Source organism: Streptomyces sp. NPDC001270 (assembly GCF_042896695.1).
Taxonomy (GTDB): domain Bacteria; phylum Actinomycetota; class Actinomycetes; order Streptomycetales; family Streptomycetaceae; genus Streptomyces.
The window spans coordinates 250,618-271,647 of sequence record NZ_JBIAXM010000012.1 but is presented as its reverse complement, the minus strand read 5'-3'; the positions used below and the strand labels follow the sequence as shown (position 1 = coordinate 271,647).

Below are 21,030 nucleotides of genomic sequence, written 5' to 3'. Positions count from 1 at the left end.
CCCAGCGGCGGTGCACGCGGGTGATCTGGAGGTCGCGGCCCTGCGGGATGTCCACGGACATCACCGACCGGAAGCGGCCCTTGAAGTCGGGTTCGCCGGCGCGGCCGTCCCAGCAGTTCTTCCATGCCTGGAAGTACGTCTTCAGGACAGCCTGCGATGCCTGCGCGGGGAGGACGGTGAGGAAGCCGACCTCTTTGCGGGCCTGGCGTATCGCCGCGTCGGCGGCGGCCAGGGTGCGCTTGTCCTTCGGGAGCATCGTCCACCAGGCGTGCAGGCAGTTCCACATGGTGCGGGCCGCGTGCGCCTGGGCCTCTATGAGCTGGATCTGCGCAGGGTCGAGCGCCAGTCGGGCACGGTGCCCGAACTGCCGCTTCTCCAACGCGCGTTCGCTGCTCACGCGATCACTGTACCATTTGGTTTATGTCACCGCGATGGGCCCCGAACCCCGATGTACGCACTGGTCGTCACGTCGTCTACAACCTTCATGTTCACTTGGTTTTTGTAACGAAGTACAGGCGCGGAGCGTTCACCGACGAGATGCTGAGGCGCTGCGAGGAGATCATGCGCGAGGTCTGCACCGACTTCGAAGCCGAGCTGAAGCAGTTCAACGGCGAGGACGACCACGTGCATCTCCTGGTGCACTACCCGCCCAAGGTCCAGCTCTCCAAGCTGGTCAACTCACTGAAGGGCGTCAGCTCCCGGTACCTGCGCCAGGAGTACTCCAGCCACGTCCACCGGTTCCTGTGGGGCGGCCACTTCTGGTCCGGCTCGTACTTCGCCGGAAGCTGCGGCGGGGCACCGCTGACCATGGTGAAGCAGTACATCGAGAACCAGCGGCGCCCCATATGACCGGGCCGGCCTCAACAGTGCGGATCCATGCGCATCGCTGAGATCAGAGCGGACCTGAGATGCGCTTCACCTCCACCCTGCAGGGGCGGAACACTGCGCAAGATCAAAGGTAGACGTAGTCGCCGATGCGGGCCCACACGTCGTCGGCAGAGATCGCCGAGATGCCCTGGAGGATGGCGAGGATGCCGTTCACCAGCATCAGGACGCCCCCGAAGACGATCCCGCCGGTGACCCAGCCGCTGTTCGGCGGCGGGGTCGAGTGCGCCTGCTGTGCCATGCCGTGCCTCCGTGGGTGATCCCGCGGGCCGCGCCGGACCGCCCGAGCCGGGCGCCGCCGGGTGTCCCGCCGGGCCGACCGCTGCCGGGTGTCCTGCCGGGCGGTCCGGCCGTCCGTACCGTCACGTCAGGTCCGGCCGTCCGTGCCGTCACATCACGTCACGTCTCGTCCCGTGTCTCCGACGATCCCGCCCGGCACCGCGCCGCACCACGGGTGCTACGCCGTCCGGATGACGCCGGTACGCGGACGACGGCGACGCGTTCCGGGCGCTCCCGCGGGCCCCGGTACGCGTCAGGCCATCCAGAAGAAGACCGCGGTCATCCGCTTCTGCTCCAGCGTGCCGCCCCAGTAACCGGTGGCGCTGTGCACGAGGTTGGCGCGGTACAGGAGCAGCCGGTTGTACCGGTGCGGGACCCGTACGTCCTCCGTGAAGGCGTCCGGCGCCACGAACCGCGTGCCGAGGGCTTCGACGAGGTTGTTGTGCGGGGCCTGGACGACGTTGCCGCCGAGCCGCCCGCCGGGCAGGTACTGCCGGAAGAAGCTCGTCCCGCAGTTCCGGGGCACGGCGGGATTGAGGTAGAGCACGGCGGCGTACCGGCACAGCGCACGCGAGTCGGTGTGCGGGCGCGGGTCGCTCTCGCCCTCGCCGACGACCTGCACGCAGTTGTGGTTGAGCGTGCCGCCGCCGGGCGCCCGCTGCACCCACAGCTCCCTGGCCCCCGTCGCCCGCTTCACCAGCCGCTCGACGCGGGCGAGTTCGGCGGGTTCGAGACCGGGCATGGTCCGCAGCCCCGGCCAGGTCTCCGCCGTGTACGGATAGCCCTTGGCCCAGTCGTCCCGGCCCAGGCAGCGCCGGCGCACGGCGTCGATCCCGGGCAGGACGTCGTCCAGCACCCAGTAGTCCCGCCCCTGGGCGGGCTTGCGGTAGGGCAGGACCGGGAGCGCCCCGGGAACCCGGGACGGAGGCTGTGGGGGCATGCGGCGAATCTAGAACCGCCCCGAGTCCCGACTCTCCCGCGAACAGGTCAACTCTTCTTTGCCAACTCCGGGGGCGCTGCCGGTACTTGCCCGCAGCGCCCTAGGAACCGAGCCAGGCCGTGGTGTCCGGCGGCAGGACGGTGCCGTTCTCCGCGAGCGGGCCGCTGCCCAGCAGGACCTCCCCGGGCGGCAGCCGCACCGGGTCGTCCGACAGGTTCACGACGCACCGCCAGCCCTCCGCGCGGGCGAAGTCCAGGATCCCGGGCGGGGCGTCCGGCGCCCAGGTCAGCGTCTCGCCCTCCAGCAGCTTGCGGCGCAGCCGCAGGGCCGCCCGGTACAGCTCCAGCGTGGAGCCCGCCGTACCGGCCTGGGCCTCCACGGCGTACCCGCCGAAGGAGGCCGGCTGCGGCAGCCAGGCGGCGCCCGGACCGAAGCCGTACGAGGGGCCCGACACCGTCCACGGCAGCGGCACCCGGCAGCCGTCGCGGCCCTTGCGGGTATGGCCCGTCTGTTCCCAGACCGGGTCCTGGAGCACCGCCTCCGGCAGGTCGGCGGCCTCGGGCAGGCCCAGTTCCTCACCCTGGTAGAGGTACGAGGAGCCGGGCAGCGCCAGCATGAGCAGGGTCGCCGCCCGTGCCCGGCGCACGCCCGCCGCCTCGTCCACCGCGGGCGCACGGCCGCCGGACAGCAGCCAGGCGTCGAGGTCCGTGCCGGGCGGCAGCACCAGCCGGGAGGCGTGCCGGATCACGTCGTGGTTGGACAGGACCCAGGTGGCGGAGGCGCCCGTGGTGCGGGCCGTGGCCAGTTCGTCGGTGATGAGCCGGCGCAGCGCGTCCGCGTCCCAGCGCGCCTCCAGGTACTCGAAGTTGAAGGCTTGGCCGAGTTCGTCGGCGCGGGCGTACAGGGCGCGGCGGGCGCCCGGCACCCAGGCTTCGGCGACGGCGGTACGCGGCGGGGTGTAGGCGTCGAAGATCTTGCGCCAGTCGCGGTAGATCTCGTGGACCTCGTCCCGGTCCCAGTAGGGGTGCGAGCCGGGCGGCACCCGGTGCAGGGACTCCTCCCCGGTGGCGCCCACGTCGCCGATGTCCCGCAGCGGCTCGGTCAGGTCCTTGGCCAGGGCGTGGGCGACGTCGATACGGAAGCCGTCGACGCCGCGGTCGGACCAGAACCGCAGGGTCCTGCGGAAGTCGGCGCGGACCTCCTCGTCGCCCCAGTCGAGGTCGGGCTGCTCGGGGGCGAAGAGATGGAGGTACCAGTCGCCGTCGGCCACCCGCCGCCAGGCGCTGCCGCCGAACACCGACTGCCAGTCGGTGGGCGGGAGTTCGCCGTGCGCGCCGCGGCCGGGACGGAAGACGTAGCGGTCGCGGGCGGGCGAGCCGGGGCCCGCGCGCAGGGCCTCCTGGAACCAGGGGTGCTGGTGCGAGGTGTGGTTGGGGACGATGTCGACGATCACCTTCAGGCCCAGGCGGTGGGCCTCGGCGACCATGGCGTCGAAGTCGTCCAGAGTGCCCAGGCGCGAGTCGACGTCCCGGTAGTCGGCGACGTCGTAGCCGCCGTCGGCGAGTTCGGAGGGGTAGAAGGGGCTGAGCCACAGGGCGTCCACGCCGAGCGCGCTCAGGTGGGTCAGCCGTCCGGTGATGCCTTTCAGATCGCCGAGCCCGTCACCGTCGGCGTCGGCGAAACTGCGGGGATAGACCTGGTAGATCACGGCCTGTCGCCACCAGTCGGGGTTCCTGGACGAAATGTCGGTCACACCAGCTCCCTTGTGAGCGGTCTCGGTCGACGGCGGGCAAACGGGTACGCGGGTACCAGGAAATCTGTCCACATGGTCCGGAAAGCGAAACTTCGCGCCGGGCCTTCCGCCGCCGGTGCGCACCGTGCGCACCGTGCGCGCGGAGCGCGCCCTCCGCCTCCGAGGAAGGTGATCTTCCTACGTCGTGCGCCCATGGGAAGAGGCCACGGAAACAGGAGGGACGCCAGTGCCCAGTGAGCGTCTCGCCGGTGCTCGGTGCCCGGTGCCCGGTGCCTTCGACCGGACGTGACGCTAGTGCCCGGTGCCTTCGACCGTCTCCAGGTACAGCCGCACGTACCGTTCGACGTCCACGTCCAACGCAACGTCCACCAGGTCCGGTTCACGGATGTCGCCGTGGATCTCCGCCTCTCCGGGGCGTATCCGGCGGTCGACGATCGTCTGGCCGCGGGCGGGACCGGGAGCGAGGGAGACCTCCACCGGCAGCCGGCGGGTGCCGAGGCCGTCCGGGTCGGCGACCGCGCACACCGCGCCCGCGTCGCCGAGCCCGCCGGACGGCTCGTCGCCGTCGGGGCCGCCCGGGACGGCCCCGGCCGGACGGTGGGCCAGCAGTTCGCCCGCCAGCCGGGCGCCCGGTTCGGTGCTCGCCCGCAGCCGCCGGATGTCCGCGCCGGGGACCAGCACCCGGGTGAACACGTCGAGGCCGTACATGGTGATCGGCACCCCTGCGGTGAGCAGGATCGCCGCCGCCTCCGGGTCGTGCCAGACGTTGAACTCCGCGACGGCCGTGGCGTTCCCGGTGCCGGCCGCGCCGCCCATGAACACGATCCGCTCGATGTTGCCGGTGACCTCCGGATGCGTACGCAGCAACAGCGCGATGTTGGTCAGCGGCGCGGTCGGGATCAGGGTGACCGGGCGGGGCGAGCCCAGGATCTCGCGGCGCAGCAGGGTCACCGCGTCCACGTCGACCGGTCCGCGGGCCGGGGCGGGCAGTCCGAGGTCGCCCATGCCGTCCTGTCCGTGCACGTGCCGGGCCGAGCGTGCGGGTTCGATCAGCGGGCGTTCGGCGCCGCGCGCCACCGGGATGTCCGGGGCGCCCGCCCGCTCCAGCACGGTGAGGGTGTTGCGGACCACGCCGTCCACGTCCGTGTTCCCGGCGACACAGGTGACCGCCCGCAGGTCGAGACCCGGGTGGCGGACGGCGAACAGCAGGGCCAGGGCGTCGTCGACCCCGGTGTCGCAGTCGATGATCACGGGGATGGGGATGTTCCGGTCGGTCACGGCGGTGCTCCTCCGCTCCTGTTTCACAGCGCTGCCTGCCTGCGCCGCTTCCCTACTGCTTCCCTTGCTGCTTCCCTGCTGCTTCGCCGCGCAGCTTCCCTTACTGCCTACCGCCTGGGGCCTGCTGCCTGGGGCCCGTGGCCTGGGAAACCGTGGGCCCGCCTCCCGACCCTACGCGCCCCGGGCGTTCCCGGTACCGGCCGCGCCCGCCCCGTCCGTCACTCCCACAGCACGGTCCCCCGGGCCCCGACCCGGGCGGCGACCCGGTGCAGCAGGTCGTCGACGGGCAGCGGCCCCGGCCGCCGCCCGTCCCGCAGCCGCAGCGCCGCCAGCCCGCCGCCGGCCTCCCGCGCGCCGATCACGGCCTGGTACGGGACGAGGCGGGCCGCCCGGACGCGGGCGCCGAGACTGCCGTGCTCGGGTCCCGCGCACTCGGCGCGCAGCCCACGCGCCCGCGCCCTGTCCACCAGTTCCCGGGCGGGCTCCTCCTGCTCCCCGGCGACCGGCAGCACGACGAGCTGCACCGGCGCCAGCCACGCCGGGAGCGCCCCGCCGTGCTCCTCGACGAGGTGGGCCACGGCCCGTTCCACGCTGCCGATGATGCTGCGGTGCACCATCACCGGCCGGTGCCTGGCCCCGTCGGCGCCGGTGTAGTGCAGGTCGAAACGGGCGGGCTGGTGGAAGTCGATCTGGACGGTGGAGAGGGTGGCCTCACGGCCGGCGCGGTCGACGACCTGGACGTCGATCTTCGGGCCGTAGAAGGCGGCCTCGCCCGGCGCCTCCTCGTAGTCGAGGCCGGACGCGGCGAGAACGTCCCGCAGCAGGGCGGTGGCCCGGCGCCACAGCCGCGGGTCGGCCACGTACTTGCCGCCCTCGCCGGGCAGCGAGAGCCGGTGCCGGGCGGCGCTGATGCCGAGGTCGGCGTAGGCGCGGGCGATCAGTTCGAGGGCGCCGCGGGCCTCTCCGGCGGCCTGCTCCAGGGTGCAGAAGATATGGGCGTCGTTGAGGTGGATGGCCCGTACGCGGGTGAGTCCGCCGAGTACGCCGGACAGTTCGGCCCGGTACATGACGCCCAACTCAGCGATACGGAGGGGCAGTTCGCGGTAGCTGTGGGAGCGGGAACGGTAGACGAGGGCGTGGTGCGGGCACAGGCTGGGACGCAGCACGACCTCCTCCGCGCCGAGCCGCATGGGCGGGTACATGTCGTCGCGGTAGTGGTCCCAGTGACCGGAGATCTCGTACAGCTCGCGCTTGCCGAGCACGGGCGAGTACACGTGCCGGTATCCGGCGCGGCGCTCGGCGTCGCGGACGTACTCCTCCAGGGTGTGCCGGACGACGGCGCCGTCGGGCAGCCAGTACGGCAGTCCCGCGCCCATCAGCGGATCGGTGTCGAACAGCTCCAGCTCACGGCCGAGTCTGCGGTGATCGTGCATGGTCGTCTCCTCCTGGCCTTCTGGCCTCCTGGCCTTTCGGCCTTTCGGCCTTTCGGCTTTTTGGCTCTTGGCCTCTTGGCGGAGGGCGAGTGACCACGCGACGAAGCCCCGGGGCACTCGCCCCGGGGCTTCGGACAGATCAGGTGTCAGCGCGCCGGGACGGACTCCGGCGTCGTCGTGGCCGACGGCTGCGGCTGGGCGCGCTTCATGGCGGGGACGGTAGCAAGGGGGGCGGAGGGCGGGCGAGCGGTTTTCCGGATCGTGCGCCTCGGCGGCCCGGGTGTCCCATCCCGGGCCCGTCCCACCTGGGATGGAGCGGGTACGACCTACTGGCCTCCGGCCTCGCTCGGGGCTCGTGGTCCACACGGGGTCCGCTGGCTCCGTTGCCGGGCGCCCTTCCTACCCACGTACTGCGGCCGGTCCCTCCGTTCGTCTCGCCGTCCGCTGGCTACGTGCCAAAGCACTCCGCCTCGCCCAGCTACTGTCCCCGGGGCCATACTCTTCCGGGAAGCACTGCTCGCCATCGCAGGGCCGGCCATGCACGCACGGTGGCCGACTCTGCATTGTCAGACACGCGAACGCCCCCAGCGGTGGGACTGTTGGAGGTGCGGAGGAGCGGGGAAGCTCAGGCGAACAGGAGGGTGGGCTCGGCGAGAATGTCCCTGCCGAGTTCGCTCTTGTAGATCAGGTCGATGCTGCCGAAGCGGGCTTCGGTGTAGTCAAAGCCGAACACGGCTGTCGCTGCGCGCACCGCATGCTCGGAGGAGCCTTCGATTTCCAGGAAGGTGGGCAGGTCGGGCCAGGTGTCAAGGTCATAAGTGACGCCGTCGAGCTGCCACTCTTCCCGGTAGTTCTGCTGGTAGCGCATCTGGCGAAGGCCGAGGGCCTTGAGGAGTTCGGCGGTCTTCTCCAGGTCGTTGACCTCGACCTCGATTTCCGTGGTGCCGTTGATCTGGCTGGCGTCGGTGACCTGCTTCAGCGTCAGAGTGGTCTTGCCTCCCTCGTCACGCAGCCGCAGCCACTGCTGCCCTTGAACGGCGTCGTTCTCGAAGATCAAGCGCGTGAACATGGTCTTGGGGAACACCTGCTCCGCGCCGGCACCCTTCAGACGGTCGCGCAGGGCATCCACGTCGACGCCCAGGAACTTGGCCTCGTACTCATGCTGTGCCATCTCTCTCCCTCTGGTCGTGGTCTATGCAGTGAGGTCGTGGTAGTCCTGCTCGCGCAGCTTCCTGATCTCGCTGCACACGTTGCTGGTGATGAACTCTTCAAGCGGCAGACACAGGTCCATGCGCTGGATGCATACGCCAACGCGGAACGCTCCACGAGGGTCACGGTAGAGCCGTACGCCGTAGTAGCCCTCGTGGCAATCAGTGCCCTGGTTAAACCGGCAGCCGACACACGTCTCTGGTAGCCGCAGCGATCGTATGTGCTTCACGAACAGCGTGCGTGTGTTGGGGAGTTGGTAACCGATTCTGAATCCCGACGTGCCAGCGATCAGCCTCACCTCGGTCGGCCGGGCTTGCAGTTCCTCCAGAAGGAGGTCGATGGCGTCCAGCGACTCCTGCCCGTCGGCGAGAGAGGACAGGACGCGGACCGAGAGCTGCGGTGAGTACTTCTCCAACAGCCGGTGCACGCGCTGGACGTGGTGCCGGTTCGGGATGACGACGTTCGCCCGCGCGCCAAGTCCCAGGTCGAGCAACAGGCTGATTGATTTCTCCAGCGCATCAATCTTGCGCCCTGCCAAAGAGTGCGAGCGGTTGCGGAAGTTCTGGACCTGGGCGAGTTCTTCGGCCGTAGTTCCGAAGATGGAGAAGTTCACGTGGTCCAGTCCGGCCGCAGCACAATCGGGGAGGATGCGCGCGCCATTCTCCCCGTTCGACGTGACGCTGACCTTGTAGCCGACGGATCGGGAGAGGGCCACGATCTGGGCGAGGCGAGGATGGAGCGTTGGCTCGCCGCCGGTCAGGTGGACCTCGTCGAAGTCCAGCGCTTCGCGGAGCTGTGTGAGCGCGGCACGAAACGTGTGATCCGGGAACACGGGCGCGGTGATGAAACGAGCACCGTTGGTGGCGAGGTAGATCGAGACCCGTCCGGAGCGGCCTGCTAATCCGAACTCTCCCACATGGTCCATGTGGTTGTCCGCGCTGACCGGCGTTCCTTCGTTGTGGCAGAAAGTGCACGTCATGCCGCAGGCATCGATGACCTTGACGCGGAGGGTTCGGTCCATCGTGACGCGGACGGGAACTTCCCTGCCGACGTTCCTTAAAGCGGGATGGTCAATCACGTTTCTCTGCATCCTTCGTCGTTGGAGGGCGAGAGTGAAGAGGTCTCTTGGTGCCCCGGAGCCACGGCCTGAGAGCTGGCAGGCTCCGGGAAGTGCGGCATAGCCCCTACGTAGAAGGGACGCCTCCTGGGCAGGAACGATGCGGGCGAAGTCAGGTCCGAAGGACAGCCTCATCGGGCAGCGTTTGAGCCGTTGTGGTCCCTGCCGTCAAGTGCCTGTCGAGGTCACTGTGCGCGACCTGGAGAAGCAAGATCAACACGGTGCCTGTACCGAGCGCCCGCATCCATCCCAGACAGCGGAAAACCACGTCACCACGGCGGGATGCGCCTTGCATTCCGGCGTGCCTCCTGGTGGGCGACAGCACTTTCACATCGGTTCCCTCCTTCTCGTACTCGGTTAAGACGGGTGTCCGTCACTCCATCGCCTGGCATGGGATGCCCCGGCTGGCGCATCGGATCGTCGTGTCGAGCGGGCTTCGCGCAGGGCCCGAGTGCTTGAGCAACGGCGGCAACAGGTGCCGCACCAGTCGGTGAAGTCACGACCGCGATCTCAAACCAGACCACTTTCCCCGTCGGACCCCGCTTCTTTCCCCAGGCAGTCGCCAACTCGGCGACGAGCCACAAGCCCCTCCCGCTTTCCGCCATCGGGGCAGGGCTGACGACGTGCGGGAACTGCGGGTCGGTGTCAGCCACTTCGACCCTCACCTTCGTGCCCGTCCAACGCACGCATACGGTGCACGTCGCGCCCGTATGGGTGACGGCGTTGGTGATCACTTCGCTGCTCAGCAGCAAAAGCTCTTCGACCTGGTCAGAGGTCATCCCTGTACGCCAGAGACGTATCCGTTCCGCGATTCGTCGCCGGGCTTCGGTGACCGACCTGCTGGTGGGCGTCACCTGGAATCCGTATGACCTCGGTGAGGAGAGTCGTCCGAGCATGGTGGATCGCCGCTTCCCTTGTCCGTCACTGTCCGGGGACTCCGGACAGGACAAGAACCTCCACCTGCGACAGCTCAACTCGTAAGGTTTCAGGGGGTTTCAAAGGTGCTCAGCTCACCCTTGGGAGAGCGTCCCCAGCGGTATGTTGAATATGCACCCAGGCCGACGGGAGGACCTGATGACCGGGCACTCGACTGAGCTGTTTCTCCATCCCCTGTCCTACGCGCGGGTCGAGGCCGGCCTGGGCAAGACCAAGTTCGCTCAGCTGATCCGTCTTGAAGGTCGGGCCCTGGGATACAACCTGGGAACCACTCGCTCGACGGTGTTCAAGTGGGAACGCGGCGACCACACGCCTGACGACATCACCCAGATGGTCATCGGACGGGTACTTCGATTCTCCGATGCCGCGCGCAGGTCAGCGCCTTGGCCGCGCTGGCTGCTCGCAGGGGACAACGCCTTCGACCTTGCTGCGCCTTGGACGCAGGAGGCTACGCTGAAGTCCCTGACCTCACTTGCTGGGAGTGAACCTATGGACCGGAGGGCTTTTCTCGGTATCGGCGGCATGGCACTCGTCAGTCTCGGTACCCAGTGGGCGACGACTGATCCGGCTATCGCCGCAGCCGCGATCGGCGACAGGGTCAGCTCCGCCACCGTAGATCACATGCGCGGCAGGGTGGAGTCCCTGCGCAGCATGGAGCAGGTGACCGGCGGCAGCGCGTTCCTGGAGTCCGCTCGGACGGATTTGCGGTTGATCATGCACATGTTGCAGAACGGCCGCTACACGGAGGAGACCGCGAAAAAGCTCTACGCGCTCGCTTCCGAAGTGTGCTGTCTCCTGGGGTGGATGAGCTACGACGCCAGCCTTCACAGTGCTGCTCAGCAGCACTACAGCGCGGCTCTCCGCTCAGCCAAGACCGCCGGTGATGACACGCTTGGGGCGCACACCCTGTGCTTCATGGCCACCCAAGCAGCCAATCACCGCGAACAGCTCGCCGCCGTCGGACTGATGGACTCCGCAGAAGCCGTCCGGGGCCGGGTTCCCGCCATCATGCGGGCCTCGCTCGCCGCCCACCAGACCACCGTCTACAACAAGGCTGGCGACAAACGGAAGGCCGCCGCGGCGCTCAACCGAGCCTTTGACGCCCTTGGTCAAGTCGATGCCGCAGACACCCCTTCTTACCTGGCTTGGTTCGGAGAGGCGCAACTCCGTTCCACGGAAGGCCGCTTCCTCCTCACCACAGGGCAGGCAGAAAAGGCCACTGCGGCGCTGGAACGCTCGGTCGCCGAGGCCGCACCACGGGATAAGGCGGTCCGCTACGGGACCTTGGCGTTGGCCTATCAGCAGGCTGGCGACCTGGACGGCGCACTCGACGCCACCCACAAGGCCGCCGGCCTCATCGAAGAAGGCATTCACTCACGTCGCGGAGTAGAACGCCTGGAAGACGTCCGTCGAGCCTTCCGCCCGGTCAAAAGTCAACCGAAGGTTCGGGAAGTCTCCGAGCGGATCGCTGCTCTGGCCGCTTAGAAGGCGTATCTCAACCGATCTTGGAACATGCAGGTCGAACGGAGTTCCTGGTCGGGTGATCTTCCGTCGGTACGCATATGAAGCCAGGGCCTCCTGGTAGCTCGGGGGTACGATCCCATTCCGAGCAGTTCCTGGAGGCCCTGTTGTTGTTATAGGCGTCCGGGGCCGTTGACTTCAACTCGCCCGTCGTGTCGTGCGATTGTCTCGCGCACGTGTACGGCAACGCGGCCGATCATCCCGATCAGGTGCGCCGGTATCCGTCGAACATGACGGACGCGGAGTGGACGGCCGTGCGGCCGTTGTTGCCGGTGCCGGCCTGGCTTCAGGGGCGGGGCGGACGGCTCGGGGGCTACTGTCATCGGCAACTGCTGGATGCGATCCGTTACCTGGTCGCGGGCGGGATCTCGTGGCGGGCGCTGCCTGTGGACTTCTCCGGCTGGGGCCGGGTTTACGCCTTCTTCCGGCGCTGGCGCGAGCACGGGCTGACCGCCGAGTTCCACGACCGGCTGCGCGGGAAGGTCCGTGAGTATGAGGGACGTGAGGCCGAGCCCACGGCGGGGATCATCGACGCGCAGTCGGTGCGGGCCACCGCGACGGTGCCCCCTTGAAGAACGGGGGAAGTGTGTCGAATTGATGTGAACCGCGGGGGGCAGGAAGGTCGTAGTAGTGGTGGCCGGCTCGGGGTGCCGGTGCCCGGCTCAGTCCTTGAATGAGGTGGTTTTTTATGGCTCCATCAACGCCCGAACCTTCAGACTCGGCGAAGCAGCCGGAGAAACGGCGCCGACTTCCTGACGGTAAGGCTACCGACGGCCCTACTTCGCCGCCCCGTAATAAGCGGTCAAAGACGTCCAGTGCTTGGTGGGAGGGGCTGTCGCAAGAGGAGCAGGAGGCGCGAACCCAGCGACTAGGCGAAAGTTACCGTGCTTGGCTGGGGACGCTGACGTCAGAGCAGAGGCAGGAGCAAAACCGGCAACAGTCCGAAAGAGCCCGTGCGCGCTGGGGCTCATTGTCGCAGGAGGAGCAGCAGGCGCGAGTCCAGAAACACTCCGATGGGCTGCGTACTTATTGGGCGGGGGTAAAAGCAGAGGAGAGGCAGGCGCGAAACCAAAAAATTTCCCAAACGCTGCGTACTCGGCCGGAACCTCCCGTGGACGTAGCGGCTGCGAATCAAACCGCGAATGCCCTGCTGGGTTCGCGCGGGCGCAAGTACGCCTGGATGAACCCGGGCTCCGCTGCCTCCAGTTCTACACAGCCGGCGGCCTCCGATGGCGGCCAGTCGGCTCCCCGCCGGTCTGCCAGCCCGGCTCCCGAGCCCAAAGCCCGCGGCCGGGGCCGTTGAGCCGGAAGCCCCGCGTCAAGGCCGTCACAAGCCGACCCTGAATCTCCTCGCCTGCCAGATGGAGACAACCCTCGGGGTGACTGAAGCACAGCAGAAACCGACTCCGGCCCACCATGCGGACCGGGTGCCCGGCGGTGAGCGCAGCGAGCCGCATCCCCCTCATGCCTCGCCGTGAGCGGGATGCGGCTCACCCGGACGGCCCGCCGGGCTGGTGGCAGGGCCCGGCAGGTGATCCCTTGGGGAAAACGATCAAAGGATCGGACGAGGTCGAGCGACGGCGGAAGTCGGAACTCGGACTCGCACCCGAACCCGGCAGCCCCAGGAGCCCGCGATGTCCCTGCCCCCGGCCCGCCTCCGCGCCGCCTCAGGTCTCGCCCTCACCGTCGCCGTGCTGCTCACCGCCTCCGGGTGTCTCACCGGGGAATCCGGCCGGGCTGCGGCCCCCGCGTCCACGCGGCCCCCGGCCGAGCCGCCCGCCCCGACCGGGACGTCCGCCCTCACCGCCGCCCAGGCACAGGCCGCGCTGATCACCGTGGCGGACCTGGGCGTGCCATGGATGCAGACGCAGGGCGCCGCGACCTGGCGGGACGGGATGCTGAAGGCGGAGACCGACGAGCCCGACTGCCAACGCCTGCTGGAAGCGCTGTACACCGACGAACTGTTGGGCGACGCGACCGGAATGCACGCGGTGACCGCGCTCGACGACGGGGACGAGGGGGCGCAACTGCGCTACCAGGTCGCCAGCCGCGGCCCGGCCGACGTGGAGCGCACCCTGTCCTGGCTGAACGGGCTGCCGGAGACCTGCGGCGAGTTCACCGCCTCCACCACGGCGGCGGGGTCGCAGGACGTCCAGGTCTCGGCGATCGACCTGCCGCAGGTCGGCGACGCCCGGCAGGGTCTGCGGATCACCCTGACCGGCGAAGCCGCGACGGACTCCGAGTCGGAGGACGAGTCCGAGGACGCCGAGTCCACCACCCTCACCCTGGACGTGGCCGCCGTACGGGTCGGCGAGGACACGATCGTCCTCTCCAACGGCTCCCTCGGCGACGTGTCGGCGGACGCCACCAGCCAGGCCCTGGAACTCGGCGCCCAGCGGCTCACCCAGGTGCGGAAGGACGGGCGGCTGCAAGCCTGACACCGGGCCGCCGCGCACTGCTCACAGCGGCGGCTGCGCCGGGGCGGGTCCGAGGGTGGTGGTGCCCGGGGCCGTACGGTGGCCGAGTCCGGTGCGGTAGGCGTCCAGCGCGGCCTCCACCCGTCCGGTGCGGCGCAGCAGGTCACCGAGGAGGCGGCACAGGTCGGCGAGGTCACCGGCGGCGCCGGCCCGCTCCAGCAGGCTCAGCGCGCGTACGTAGTGTTCCTCGGCGGTCTCCGTGTCCCGGGCGTCCTCGGCGATGATGCCGAGCAGCCGGTGCGCGGCGGCCGAGTGGACGGCGCCGCGCTCCGAGGAGAGGTCGCCCAGCACCTCATGCAGCAGCTCGGCCGCCTCCTCCGACTTGCCGCGCCGGTGCAGCACGTCGGCGAGTTCGACGGCGGCCTGGCTGCTGTAGAGGGCGGCGCGCTTGGCGGACAGCATCGCCAGCGCCTGCCGCAACTCGCCCTCGGCGCGCTCCAGTTCGCCGTCCTGGGCGTAGACGTAGCCGCGCATCCAGTGGCAGTTGGCGAGTTCGGTACGGATCTGGAGCTGGCGGTACAGTTCGGCGGCCTTGGCCAGTGAGGCGTCGGCCTCGGCTACCCGGCCCTCGGCGAGCAGGGTACGGGCGACCGAACGGTGCATCCGGGCGATGAGCGCGGGGTCGGCGACCTGCGGCGCGAGGGCGAGGGCGAACTCGGCGGCCTGGGCGGCGCGGGCGTGGGCGCCCATGTCCATGTAGGGCCCGATGACGCTGGCGTAGAGCAGCAGCAGGGCGTCGGGATCGTGCAACCCGCCCCGGTTCAGCTCGTCCAGGGCGGATTCCAGCAGGTAGACGGCGTACCGGAGTTCACCGGCCAGGTAGTGCGCGACGGCTCGCCCGCGCACGGCAGGCACCCGCACCGGCAGCGGCTCACCGGCCCGGCGGCTCTCGGCCCGCTCGAAGTACTCGCGCGCCTCGGTCAGGTCACCGGTGTCCAGGGCGCACTCGCCGAGCCCGAGCAGCGCGGTGGCCTGCTCGTCGACCAGGCCGTACGTCTCGGCCTCGGTGAGCAGCGCGCCGTACCGGCCGGCGGCTTCCTCGGCCGCCCCGGTGGCCAGGGTGCGCTGCGCCCCGGTGAGCCGCAGCCGCAGGTCGGTCGCGAGGTGCGCGGGGCGCCCGGCGGCCAGTTCCTCGAAGGCGACGCCGAGCCGCCCGGCGATGTGCCGCAACGCCTCGTCCGAGGCGCGCACCCGCCCCGCTTCCAGTGTGGAGATGTAGGCGGGCGTGTAGGCGGGCTCGGCCAGCTGCCGCTGGGTCAGGCCGCGCGCGGTGCGCAGCCGCTGCACGCGTCGTCCTACGGTCTCCGGGTCGTCTCGTTCCAGCATTCCGCCGTTCCCCCAACTCCCCGGGCACCCTTGCCGTCAGGCTCCGACAGCCCCTAGGTTAAACGGCGGATTAAGCATGCTTAATAGGTCGCTGTTGTTGCGAGGTAGCCGTGCTCGGACGTTCATCCGCGCGTTACGGACGCCCCACCGCATTCCCCCACCTCCGGCTCCGTTCGTTCTGGAGAACCGCCACCGCCCGGGGCCTGGCCGCCGCCCTGCTGGCGGCGGGCGTCCTGATCACGGTGGCGAACGTCGGCCCGGCGCGGGCCGCCTCGGACGCCCCGTCCCGTGCGGTCGTCCAAGGCGCGGCGCGCTAGGCGCTTCGCCCGCGTCAGTTGGTGAAGATGGCGGCGGCCTCGGTGGGGGACGTGTGCCAGCTGCTGACGACCGGCTTGTCCTCGACGAAGGAGCCGACCTTCAGGGACACCGGGTTCGGGTCGTTCTGCGCGACGCTGACGATGAGGTCCTGGTACTCCACGCCGTCGTTGTTGTTGGTGGTCTTCGGGTTCACGGCGGCGTAGGCGGCGACCCCTGCCTTCAGCGTGATCGGCTGGCCCGCGGACTGCTCGGCGTTCGCGGCCTCCGTGCCGCCCGAGCCGAAGGCCACGACCGGCAACTGGGCCGGGATGACGCAGGTGATACCGGACTTGGCCACGGCCTTGATCAGGAAGTAGCCGCCGGCCTGGGTCTCGCTGGTCGCGCTCCAGGAGATGTCGTTGGTACCGCACTGCTGCCCGTAGCCGCTCTTGTCCCCGGCGGTGCCGCTGCTGCCCGTACCGGAAGCGTCCGAGGAGCCGCTGCCCGCGGTGCCGCTGCCGGACGAGTCCGAAGCGCCGGAACCGCTGTTCCCGCTGTTGGTCTCCCCGCTCTTGCTCTCGGTGGGCGCACCCGTCGAGTCCTTCTGGTCGGCCGCCGTCGAGGAGCCCGCGGTGGTGCTGGACGCGTCGGCCGACGCCGAGCCGGTGGCGCTGCCCTGGCACGCTGTCATCAGCAGGCCCGCGCTGAGCACGGCGGAAGCGGCAAGGGCGGTACGCAGGCGACGGTTCATGATCGGTTTCCTCCATGGTGACGTTTGCGCGGTGCCGGGTGCGGGGTGCCGGTTGCTCGGTGCCGCGTGTTGACGACCGTTGTGATGTCGGCGCCCGGCCACGAGTTCGGGCAGTGGCCCGCCCATGACACTCCTGTCACGCGCCCGTGACACAACTCCGGCGAACCGCAGGACGAAGGGGAGTGTATATGTGACAAAGGGGCACGGCCCGACGGCCGTGCCCCTTCCTGTCCACCGTCCTGTCCACCGTGTTCAGACGGTGGAGCGCAAGATCACTTGAGATCGCGCAGAAACGCGGTCCAGACGTCCGCCGCGACGGCGAACGACCCCGCCCCGGGGTTCTTGGAGTCACGAACGGCGACGTGGGCGGGGAGATCGGCGACCTCTACGCAATCGCCGCCGGTGTTGCCGCTGTACGACGACTTACGCCACCGCGCGTTCGTCAAGTCCTGGTGTATCCGCATAGCGTTCCTCCATCACGCGGGTGATCAGTGCCGCCGAATCCTCCACGGAGAGAGCGGACGCCTGCAAGTGAGAGTAACGGAGTGCGGCTTCCCTGACAGTGCTTGGATTGGGCGTCATGTGCCCCGAGATCAGGTCCTCGGTGTACACAACGTCCGGGTGGTCATCAAAGCGCAGCGCGTTGAACGAGCCGATGAGGCTCACGTGTTCGCCGACGTCAAATGGCAACACCTGGATGCGCACCCATTTGCGGTCGAGGAAGGTCAACAGGTGAGCGAGTTGCTCGCGCATGATCTGACGGCTTCCGATGGGCCTGTGAAGCGTCGCTTCGTCCAGGATCACCCAGGTCAGGGGTGGCTGTTCGCACTCCAGGATGCGCTGCCGTTCCATCCTCGCGGCAAGTAGCTCATCGAGCTTGTCCGGCACACCTGTCGCGAGAACTGCGCGGGCGTACGCCTCGGTCTGTAGAAGGCCATAGACCATCTGCGCCTGGTACGTCGAGATATACGCCGCCTTCGCCTCCATCTCCGCGTACGGCTGGAACCAGTGCGGCAGTTGGCTGCGCAGTACCAGCCCCACCAACCGCGAGAAGGACCCGTCCGTCATCAGGGCCGCGTCGACCCGTTCGGCGAACTCCCGCGTCGGTACCTTCAGTGTGGTCTCGATCTGGCCGACCAGTGAGCCGGTGCAGAAGATGGCCCCGCCCAGCTCCTTCTGTGTGAGCCCCGCTTCCTCGCGTTTTCTGCGCAGCTCGTAGCCGAAGTAGTCCAACGGCGAGGCGCCGGGGTCGAGTTGACGGATATGCACCATGCTGGAGACACCTCCAAGCCGACGCCGCGCGTCGTCACGTCCTTGTGTCCGATCGGTTGCCCAGAGTAGTCACCCGACTGCGCTCCAGTGGCGTGAACGGGGAAAATGCCTACGCTGCTTGCATGACCGCCGCTGCGAGCGCTCCCGGGCCCTCCCCTGCCGCCCGGCTCACCCGCGACCTCACCGCCGACCTCCCCGTCCCCGCCCTGGAGGACTTCTACCAGGACCTGCACCGGCACCCCGAGCTGTCCCTGGGGGAGCGCCGGACCGCCAGGAAGCTGGCCGGGCGGCTGCGGGCGGCCGGGTTCGAGACGGCCGAGGGGGTCGGCGGCACCGGGGTGGTCGGGGTGCTGCGCAACGGGGAGGGGCCGACCGTGCTGCTGCGGGCGGACCTGGACGCGCTGCCCGTCCAGGAGGAGACCGGGCTGCCGTACGCGTCCCGGCACGACGGCGTGATGCACGCCTGCGGGCACGATCTGCACGTCACCTGGCTGGCCGGGGCCGCCGCCGCGCTGGCCGCCGGGCGGGAGACGTGGGCGGGGACGGTGGTGGCGGTCGGGCAGCCCGCCGAGGAGAACGGGCAGGGCGCCGACCGGATGGTGGCCGACGGGCTGTACGAGCGCTTCCCCCGGCCCGACGTCCTGCTGGGGCAGCACGCGGCGCCCGGCATCGCGGGGCTGTACCCGCACGTGCCGGGGCTGGTCCTGTCGGCCGCCACGGACGTCGACATCGTGGTGCACGGGCGCGGCGGACACGGCTCGCGGCCGGAGACGACGGTCGACCCGGTGGTGACGGCCGCGTATCTCGTCACCCGGTTGCAGACCGTGGTCTCCCGGGAGATCGCCGCGGGCGAACCGGCCGTACTGACCGTCGGCCGCATAGAGGCGGGCACCCGGCACAACATCATCCCGTCCGAGGCGCGCATCGCCCTGAACCTGCGGACGCAGTCGGAGGAGGTACGGCAGCGGATGCTGGCCGCGATCCGGCGCATCGCGGACGGGGAGTGCCGGGCGGCCGGCTGCCCGCGCGAGCCGGAGGTGACCCTGGGGGACCACTTCCCCGCCACGGTCAACGACGTGGACACCGACCGGCTGGTCGCCGCCGTGCACGGTGAGGTGTTCGGGCCGACGAAGGTGGTCGACACCGGTCCGGCGATGGGCAGCGAGGACTTCGGGCGGCTCGCGGTCGGCTCGATCCCGTACGCGTACTGGTTCGTGACCACCACCCCGGCCGAGGTGTGGGCGCAGGCGCCCGGCGTGGACTTCGCGGAGAAGTTCCAGGCGGTGCCGAGCAACCACAGTCCGCGGTTCGCGCCCGACCTGTCCACGGTCGCTCCCGGGGTGCAGACCCTGGTGTCGGGGGCGCTGGCGTTTTTGTCGGTGGCATGACTTAGGCTTCGCCACCTAGTCTTCTCACATTCGCCACACACGGCTCACAGGGGAGTCACACAGCTGCCGTGCTCCGTGGCGCCCAGATGCCTGCCTTCACCTTCGTTTTCGATCCGGGGGGTTCGAATCAGCGTGCGTATGCGCACCTCTCTCACGGCCGCCACCACCCTGGCGGTCCTCTTCAGCTCGGCGGCGCTCGCCGCCGCTCCGGCGTATGCCGACACCAGCAAGACCCTGCCGGTCAAGTCGACCGGTGACATCGTGGTGGACGGCGCCCACCAGCAGGTCTTCATCAGCGATCCGAGCAACGGCAAGATCGTTGTCACCGACTACGCGGGCACCGTCGTCAAGCAGCTCACCACCGACCTCTCCGGTGTCCACGGCCTTGAACTGTCCGCCGACTCCGGCACGCTCTACGCGGCCGTGGAGGACCTGGACGCCATCGCCGTCATCGACACCGCGACCGACACCGAGACCACCCGCTACGCGGTCGGCGACAAGCCGCTGAGCGTCGCCCTCGCGGGCGGCAAGCTGTGGTTCGGCTACGGCGACGGCGCGGCGGGCAACATCGGCTCCGTCGACCTGGCCGGCGAGCAGCATGACGTCACCCTCGGTCAGGGCAGCTCGTACTCGGCGCCGATCCTGGACGCGGCACCCGGCTCCGACATCCTGGTCGCGGGCCAGCCCGGCATGAGCCCGTCCGCCATCACCTCGTACGACGTCTCCTCGGGCACCGCCACCAGGCTGGGCGGCACCGATGCCGGCAGCAACCTCCGGGACCTCAAGGTGACCCCGGACGGCAAGGACGTCGTGGTGGCCAGCGGATGGCCGTACTACCACCAGGTGTTCAAGACCGCCGACCTCACCGAGGACGGCAAGTACACCAGCACCGCCTACCCGAACGCGGTCGCCATCGCGCCCGACGGTACGGTCGCGGGCGGCAGCGACGCCTCGTACGACCCGGACGTCTACGTCTTCCGGCCGGGCCGCAGCGAGGCCGTGCGGACGTACGATCTCCCCAGCACCGGCAACTCCAGCGGCTCCGACCTCGTCGCCCCCGCCGGTCTGGCGTTCTCCCCGGACGGCAGCCGCCTGTTCGCGGTGAGCCGCAACAGCGAGGGCGTGTACTCCCTGCGCGAGTACAACGCCCCGGCCAAGGCGGTCACCACCATCAAGGTGAACGCCCCGACGTCGGCGCCGCGCGCCAAGCAACTGACCGTCACCGGCAAGGTGACCTCGACGATCGCGCTCCCGGCCGGTGCCAAACTCACCGTCACCCGGACCGACCTGGAGTCCCCGAAGGGCAAGACCCTGCCCTCGGTGACGGTCAAGGCCGACGGCACCTTCTCCTTCACCGACACCCCGCCGGCCGGCGGCAAGGTGACGTACAAGGCCGCCTACGCGGGCGACGCCGACCACGCGGCCGGCTCCGGCTCGGACGCCGTCAACGTCTCCCGTGTCACGCCGACGCTGACCCTGAACAACAACCACAAGGTGTTCGCGTACGGCGCCGACGTGAAGTTCACGGCGCACCTCGGGACGACGTACAAGAACCGCAAGGTGGAGATCTGGGCCGACCCGTACGGCGGGGACAAGCCCAACAAGCTGGTGAAGTCCGGCACGGTCAACTCCAGCGGGAACCTGTCCGTCACCCTGGACCTGACCCGGGATGCCAAGGTCACCGCGAAGTTCGCGGGCGACGCCCGCTACGGGTCGCGGACGGTGACGAGCACGGTCGGCGCCAGGGTGAGCGTGTCCAGTTCGCTCAGCGGCCAGTACAAGACCAAGAGCGCGTGGAGCCACACCTACTACTTCTTCCACAAGACCAAGAACCCGCTGTTCACGACGAAGATGTCGTACTACCCGGGCCGCGACGAGCGCATGGACTACCAGGTGTACTACCAGGGCCGGTGGTACTCGGGCGACTCGCAGTACTTCGGGCTCGGCACCTCCGGCGTCGCCAAGATCACCCTGACCGGCAACCACGCGTCGGACGTCGGCTGGCGCTTCCGGGTGCGCTCGGCCTACGTCAAGGGCGGCTCGGGCGACTCGGTGAACTCCACGACGTACGGCGGCTGGAAGTACTTCACCTTCACCAACTAGCACCGCTGAGCACGTCAGCACGTCAGGTCTGGGCTTCGTGGCCCCGCCACCTTGATGGTCGCGGG

The 21,030-nt window shown here is 69.5% G+C and carries 19 protein-coding genes and 1 pseudogene; 7 read left to right on the top strand and 13 right to left on the bottom strand.

Annotated elements, in window-relative coordinates; genetic code table 11:
* A pseudogene (locus tag ACFY2B_RS22200) lies at window positions 1-397 on the bottom strand (RNA-guided endonuclease TnpB family protein); the annotation flags it as partial.
* Between the two features lie 23 nt (window positions 398-420).
* Here ACFY2B_RS22200 and tnpA point away from each other — a divergent pair.
* Window positions 421-849 carry an IS200/IS605 family transposase gene (gene tnpA, locus ACFY2B_RS22195; RefSeq protein WP_390764796.1) on the top strand — a complete coding sequence of 143 codons (429 nt, stop codon included), beginning with the start codon at window positions 421-423 and terminating at the stop codon, window positions 847-849.
* A gap of 103 nt (window positions 850-952) precedes the next feature.
* Here the strand turns inward: tnpA and ACFY2B_RS22190 are convergent, their stop codons facing one another.
* The 8 genes from ACFY2B_RS22190 to ACFY2B_RS22155 form a co-directional block, all read right to left on the bottom strand.
* Window positions 953-1,126, bottom strand: a complete 174-nt coding sequence (locus ACFY2B_RS22190; RefSeq protein WP_390764808.1) for a hypothetical protein — start codon at window positions 1,124-1,126, stop codon at window positions 953-955.
* Window positions 1,127-1,417: 291 nt separating this feature from the next.
* Window positions 1,418-2,104 (bottom strand): DUF6445 family protein, encoded by a 687-nt coding sequence (locus tag ACFY2B_RS22185; RefSeq protein WP_390764795.1) that lies wholly within the window; start codon window positions 2,102-2,104, stop codon window positions 1,418-1,420.
* 100 nt (window positions 2,105-2,204) lie between these two features.
* Window positions 2,205-3,857, bottom strand: coding sequence for a glycoside hydrolase family 13 protein (locus tag ACFY2B_RS22180; RefSeq protein ID WP_390764794.1), 1,653 nt, complete (start codon window positions 3,855-3,857; stop codon window positions 2,205-2,207).
* Window positions 3,858-4,148: 291 nt separating this feature from the next.
* Window positions 4,149-5,135 carry a nucleoside hydrolase gene (locus ACFY2B_RS22175; protein ID WP_390764793.1) on the bottom strand — a complete coding sequence of 329 codons (987 nt, stop codon included), beginning with the start codon at window positions 5,133-5,135 and terminating at the stop codon, window positions 4,149-4,151.
* A 218-nt stretch (window positions 5,136-5,353) separates the two neighbouring features.
* Entirely contained in the window at window positions 5,354-6,685 is a 1,332-nt protein-coding gene (gene thrS / locus ACFY2B_RS22170; RefSeq protein WP_390764792.1) for a threonine--tRNA ligase, read from the bottom strand.
* A gap of 508 nt (window positions 6,686-7,193) precedes the next feature.
* Window positions 7,194-7,739, bottom strand: coding sequence for a class IV adenylate cyclase (locus ACFY2B_RS22165; RefSeq protein ID WP_390764791.1), 546 nt, complete (start codon window positions 7,737-7,739; stop codon window positions 7,194-7,196).
* A 21-nt stretch (window positions 7,740-7,760) separates the two neighbouring features.
* Complete coding sequence (locus tag ACFY2B_RS22160) at window positions 7,761-8,855, bottom strand: radical SAM protein (protein ID WP_390764790.1); 1,095 nt, start codon at window positions 8,853-8,855, stop codon at window positions 7,761-7,763.
* 308 nt (window positions 8,856-9,163) lie between these two features.
* Window positions 9,164-9,790 carry an ATP-binding protein gene (locus tag ACFY2B_RS22155; protein WP_390764789.1) on the bottom strand — a complete coding sequence of 209 codons (627 nt, stop codon included), beginning with the start codon at window positions 9,788-9,790 and terminating at the stop codon, window positions 9,164-9,166.
* Window positions 9,791-9,968: 178 nt separating this feature from the next.
* Between ACFY2B_RS22155 and ACFY2B_RS22150 the strand changes: the two genes are divergently transcribed.
* From ACFY2B_RS22150 to ACFY2B_RS22140, 3 genes are all read left to right on the top strand, one after another.
* On the top strand, window positions 9,969-11,315 hold the full coding sequence (locus ACFY2B_RS22150; protein WP_390764788.1) for a transcriptional regulator: 1,347 nt from the start codon (window positions 9,969-9,971) through the stop codon (window positions 11,313-11,315).
* A gap of 266 nt (window positions 11,316-11,581) precedes the next feature.
* Entirely contained in the window at window positions 11,582-11,923 is a 342-nt protein-coding gene (locus ACFY2B_RS22145; protein ID WP_376525545.1) for a transposase, read from the top strand.
* 1,062 nt (window positions 11,924-12,985) lie between these two features.
* A complete protein-coding gene (locus ACFY2B_RS22140; protein ID WP_390764787.1) occupies window positions 12,986-13,789 on the top strand; it encodes a hypothetical protein in 804 nt (267 codons plus the stop codon).
* Window positions 13,790-13,810: 21 nt separating this feature from the next.
* Here ACFY2B_RS22140 and ACFY2B_RS22135 read toward each other — a convergent pair whose 3' ends face one another.
* Entirely contained in the window at window positions 13,811-15,154 is a 1,344-nt protein-coding gene (locus ACFY2B_RS22135; protein ID WP_390764786.1) for a tetratricopeptide repeat protein, read from the bottom strand.
* A gap of 110 nt (window positions 15,155-15,264) precedes the next feature.
* Here ACFY2B_RS22135 and ACFY2B_RS22130 point away from each other — a divergent pair, with 110 nt between their 5' ends.
* Entirely contained in the window at window positions 15,265-15,471 is a 207-nt protein-coding gene (locus ACFY2B_RS22130; RefSeq protein WP_390764785.1) for a hypothetical protein, read from the top strand.
* Window positions 15,472-15,485: 14 nt separating this feature from the next.
* Here ACFY2B_RS22130 and ACFY2B_RS22125 read toward each other — a convergent pair whose 3' ends face one another.
* The 3 genes from ACFY2B_RS22125 to ACFY2B_RS22115 form a co-directional block, all read right to left on the bottom strand.
* Window positions 15,486-16,202, bottom strand: a complete 717-nt coding sequence (locus ACFY2B_RS22125) for a DUF4232 domain-containing protein (RefSeq protein ID WP_390764784.1) — start codon at window positions 16,200-16,202, stop codon at window positions 15,486-15,488.
* A 272-nt stretch (window positions 16,203-16,474) separates the two neighbouring features.
* Window positions 16,475-16,648: a DUF397 domain-containing protein gene (locus ACFY2B_RS22120; protein WP_390764783.1), complete on the bottom strand. Its 174-nt coding sequence runs from the start codon at window positions 16,646-16,648 to the stop codon at window positions 16,475-16,477.
* Window positions 16,626-17,474: a Scr1 family TA system antitoxin-like transcriptional regulator gene (locus ACFY2B_RS22115; RefSeq protein ID WP_390764782.1), complete on the bottom strand. Its 849-nt coding sequence runs from the start codon at window positions 17,472-17,474 to the stop codon at window positions 16,626-16,628. The genes ACFY2B_RS22120 and ACFY2B_RS22115 overlap by 23 nt, the downstream gene beginning before the upstream one ends.
* A 122-nt stretch (window positions 17,475-17,596) precedes the next feature.
* On the opposite strand from ACFY2B_RS22115, the gene ACFY2B_RS22110 reads away from it, so the two are divergent.
* On the top strand, window positions 17,597-18,862 hold the full coding sequence (locus tag ACFY2B_RS22110) for an amidohydrolase (protein WP_390764781.1): 1,266 nt from the start codon (window positions 17,597-17,599) through the stop codon (window positions 18,860-18,862).
* A 138-nt stretch (window positions 18,863-19,000) separates the two neighbouring features.
* Window positions 19,001-20,965, top strand: a complete 1,965-nt coding sequence (locus ACFY2B_RS22105; protein ID WP_390764780.1) for an Ig-like domain repeat protein — start codon at window positions 19,001-19,003, stop codon at window positions 20,963-20,965.
* Window positions 20,966-21,030: the final 65 nt, after the last annotated feature.